The sequence below is a fragment of the Roseomonas sp. TAS13 genome, assembly GCF_001950415.1.
In the GTDB taxonomy this organism is placed as follows: Bacteria; Pseudomonadota; Alphaproteobacteria; order Acetobacterales; family Acetobacteraceae; genus Roseomonas; species Roseomonas mucosa.
In genome coordinates this window covers 1-3,690 of the sequence record NZ_BDLP01000400.1, presented here as the reverse complement: position 1 = coordinate 3,690, position 3,690 = coordinate 1, and the positions used below count along the sequence as shown (strand labels likewise).

The window sequence follows — 3,690 nt, the reverse complement described above, 5'->3', positions numbered from 1 at the left end:
AAGAGACAGCCATGCTGGCGGACCACCTGTCCCGCCTGGGGGTCCTGCCCGTGCGGGAGGCCAGGGATGGCGAGGTGCTGCATCCGGGGCGGCTCTATCTCGCGCCCGGTGACCGCCACATGCTGGCGGTGCGCGACGGCCGGGCGCTGGTTTCCCGGCTGAGCGACGCGCCGCCCGAGAATTTCTGCCGTCCGGCGGTGGACCCGATGCTGCGCAGCCTGGTCGCCGCCTTCGGGGGGGGCGTCCTGGCGGTGATCCTGACCGGCATGGGCTCGGATGGCCTGGCCGGCAGCCGCGCGGTGGCGGCGGCGGGCGGCACCGTGCTGGCGCAGGACGAGGCCTCCTCGGTGGTCTGGGGCATGCCCGGCGCCGTGGCCCGGGCCGGCCTCGCGGAAGCGGTGCTGCCGCCGGAAGGACTGGCGGAGCGGCTGCGGCAGCAACGCTGGGCCTTTGCGCGGCGCGGCGCGGCGGGGGTGGAAGCATGACCGCCACGGCATTGTCGGCCATCGCCACGCTGGTGCAGGCGCGTTCCGGCATCGTGCTGGGCGAGGACAAGGGCTACATGCTGGAAACCCGGCTGGCTCCCCTGCTCCGCCGCCACGGTCTGCGCGACCTGCAGCTCCTGGCCAGCCGTCTGCAGGGCCCCGGTGCCCAGGGGCTGGCGCGCGAGGTCACCGAGGCGCTGACCACCAACGAGTCCTCCTTCTTTCGCGACGGCAAGCCTTTCGATCATCTGCGCCGCATCCTCCCCGAACTGGCGGCCGCCCGCCCGCCCGGACAGGCGCTGCGCATCTGGTCCGCCGCCTGCTCCACGGGGCAGGAAGCCTATTCGATCGCCATGATCCTGGACGAGCTGCGGGGCCAGCTGGGCGGCCGGGATTGCGAGATTCTCGGCACCGACCTGAGCCGCGAGGTGGTGGCCCGCGCGCAGGAAGGCAGCTTCAGCCAGTTCGAGGTGCAGCGCGGCCTGCCGATCCAGCTGCTGGTGAAGCATTTCCGACAGGAAGGCACGCGCTGGCGCGCCTCGCCTGAGTTGCGCGCCAGCGTGCGCTTCGCGGAAGGCAACCTACTGGAGGATCTGCGCAGACTGGGCCGCTTCGACGTGATCTTCTGCCGGAACGTGCTGATCTATTTCGACACGCCGACCAAGCGCCGGGTGCTGGAGGCGCTGGCCGGGCGCATGGCGCCGGATGGCCTGCTCTACCTGGGCGGAGCCGAGACGGTGCTCGGCGTGACCGACGGCCTGGTGCCCCTGCCCGGCGAACGCGGACCGCACCGGCTGCGCGGCGCCGCTACCGTGCCGTCACGGTAGGGCGGCGCCATCACGCGACAACCAAAGCCCCCTGGCCTGATCCGCCTCTCTCAGGCGGCGACGAGGGGGATCTTAGGGCTTTCCTCGGCTTTCAGCGTCTTCGCAGTCCGGGTGTTTCCCACAGGGTCCCGCAGCACATAGCCACGGCCCCAGACCGTGCCGATCAGGTCGGAACAGCCCGCCTGGGCCAGCTTCTTGCGCAGCTTGCAGATGAAGACGTCGATGATCTTCACCTCCGGTTCATCCATGCCGCCATAGAGGTGGTTGAGGAAGGCTTCCTTCGTCAGCACCGCGCCCTTGCGCAGCGTCAGGAGTTCCAGCGTTGCATATTCCTTGCTGGTCAGGTGGACCGGCCTTCCGCTCACCGTCACCTCGCGGGAGGCGAGGTCGAGCGTCATGTCGCCCACCGTCAGGCTGGGCTGCGCGAAGCCCTTGGCGCGGCGCACGATGGCCTGGATGCGGGCGATCAGTTCCTGCTGGTCGAAGGGCTTCACGATGAAGTCGTCGGCCCCCATGCCGAAACCCTTCACCTTCGCCTGTGGCCGCGAAAGGCCCGAAAGGATCAGCACCGGGGTCTCGATGCGCGCCGCCCGCAGCCGGCGCACGACCTCGTAGCCCTCCATGTCCGGCAGCATCAGGTCCTGGATGACGATGTCGTAGTCGTAGAGGCGGGCCAACTCCAGCGCCTCCTCGCCCGTATCGGCCGTGTCCACGATCATCGAGGCCGACTTCAGCATCAGGGAGATGCCGCGGGCGGTCGTGAGATCATCTTCAACCAGAAGAACTCGCATCTTTTTTTGCTCCACACCTTATGCGTGTATTTGGCCTCATAATTCGGAAACTGAAAAGGGTCATTTTAGAGATTGAGCGAATGAAGACATGAGACGGAAATCTTAAAAGACATGGACCCTCACCTTCCCCTAGTCTCCCGCCTCCAGGCCCTATCAATAATTATTAGTCAAAAACACATAGTTAACAGGTACGGCATGGTAGAATCGGTACTCGGCCAGGCTGTGACACTATCCGGCTTCCATCCCCCTCTCGTCCTGGGCTCCCAACTACGAATGTCCTCAGATCATGGAAATAGTCTCAGATTAGAGGCGATTGGTATAAATTGTGGATGCGTCCAGGCGGCACTGGACTGCAGGCCGGATGGCGTGGCTGTCGGAGACACGGTGTGGCTCGATGGGGAGGCCGGAATCGCCCCGTCGGCCGGCTGGCTAGGGCGAGTTGTCGATGCCTATGGGCGCCCCATGGACGGCGGAACGACTCCGCCGCCGGGGCCTCGGCGCAGCCGACTCCATGCCGCACCACCCCCGGCCGGGCTGCGCGCACGCCTGGGGGACAGGATCGACCTGGGCGTGCGGGCGCTCGATCTTTTCGCCACCTGCCGGCGCGGGCAGCGCCTGGGCCTCTTCGCGGCCTCGGGCGTCGGCAAATCGACGCTGATGTCGATGCTGGCCCGTGGCGCTGACTGTGACGTGGCGGTGATCTGCCTGGTGGGGGAGCGGGGGCGCGAACTTCGGGAGTTCCTGGAGGACGATCTCGGGCCGCAAGGGCGGGCGCGCAGCGTGGTGGTCTGCGCCACCTCCGACGCCTCGCCGCTGGAACGCCGTGACGTGGCCCTGGCGGCAATGAGCGTCGCCGAGCACTTCCGCGACGAGGGGCAGCGCGTGCTGCTGCTGATGGACAGCGTCACCCGCTTCGCCATGGCGCTGCGGGAGATCGGGCTGGCGGCCGGGGAGCCGCCCACCACGAAGGGCTATCCTCCCTCCGTCTTCGCGGAACTGCCGCGCCTGCTCGAACGCGCCGGCATGGCGGCGGAAGGCGCGGGCGGCGGCAGCATTACAGGGCTCTTCACCGTGCTGGTGGAGGGCGACGACCATGACGAGCCGGTGGCCGATGCCGTGCGCGGCATCCTCGATGGCCATGTCGTGCTGGACCGCGCCATCGGAGAGGCGGGGCGCTATCCGGCGGTGGACGTGCTGCGCTCGCTGTCGCGCACCTCGCCGGGCTGCCTGCGGCCCGAGGAACGCCCCCTGCTGGCGCGGGCGAGGAAGATCCTGTCGCTGCACCGGGACATGGCGGATCTGGTGCGGCTGGGAGCCTATCGCGCCGGCAGCGACCCGGCGGTGGACGAGGCCATCCGCCTGGCACCCAGGATCGAGGCCGTGCTCGCCCAGGGGCGGGAGGAACGCGGGACGGTGGAGGACGCCTTCCACCGCCTGGCGGATGCCATGGAGGGCGCATGAGCCGGCCGGGCGCGCGAGATCCCCTGGCCGTGCTGCGGCGGCTGCGGGCGACCGAGGTAGAGCAGGCGAAGCGCGCCTTCGGCGCTGTCTCTTGATCACATCTACGCACAGCTCCACCGTAAGGCG

Annotated in this window: 4 protein-coding genes; 3 read left to right on the top strand and 1 reads right to left on the bottom strand. The window is 68.6% G+C overall.

What is annotated here, in order from left to right; genetic code table 11:
* Both ROTAS13_RS20940 and ROTAS13_RS20935 read left to right on the top strand, forming a co-directional pair.
* Positions 1-485: CheB methylesterase domain-containing protein (locus tag ROTAS13_RS20940; RefSeq protein ID WP_139323466.1), on the top strand; the 485-nt coding region annotated here is incomplete at its 5' end.
* Positions 482-1,312 carry a protein-glutamate O-methyltransferase CheR gene (locus ROTAS13_RS20935; protein WP_058389546.1) on the top strand — a complete coding sequence of 277 codons (831 nt, stop codon included), beginning with the start codon at positions 482-484 and terminating at the stop codon, positions 1,310-1,312. The genes ROTAS13_RS20940 and ROTAS13_RS20935, both read left to right, overlap by 4 nt.
* Before the next feature lie 50 nt (positions 1,313-1,362).
* Here ROTAS13_RS20935 and ctrA read toward each other — a convergent pair whose 3' ends face one another.
* Entirely contained in the window at positions 1,363-2,103 is a 741-nt protein-coding gene (gene ctrA, locus ROTAS13_RS20930) for a response regulator transcription factor CtrA (RefSeq protein ID WP_037250923.1), read from the bottom strand.
* 111 nt (positions 2,104-2,214) lie between these two features.
* Between ctrA and ROTAS13_RS20925 the strand changes: the two genes are divergently transcribed.
* Complete coding sequence (locus ROTAS13_RS20925) at positions 2,215-3,564, top strand: FliI/YscN family ATPase (protein WP_075823298.1); 1,350 nt, start codon at positions 2,215-2,217, stop codon at positions 3,562-3,564.
* Positions 3,565-3,690 lie beyond the last annotated feature (126 nt).

Bases quoted from the DNA above. Each gene is read 5' to 3' on its own strand.
- ROTAS13_RS20935 (WP_058389546.1), top strand. From the start codon at position 482: ATGACCGCCACGGCATTGTCGGCCATCGCCACGCTGGTGCAGGCGCGT.
- ctrA (WP_037250923.1), bottom strand. From the start codon at position 2,103: ATGCGAGTTCTTCTGGTTGAAGATGATCTCACGACCGCCCGCGGCATC.
- ROTAS13_RS20925 (WP_075823298.1), top strand. From the start codon at position 2,215: ATGGACCCTCACCTTCCCCTAGTCTCCCGCCTCCAGGCCCTATCAATA.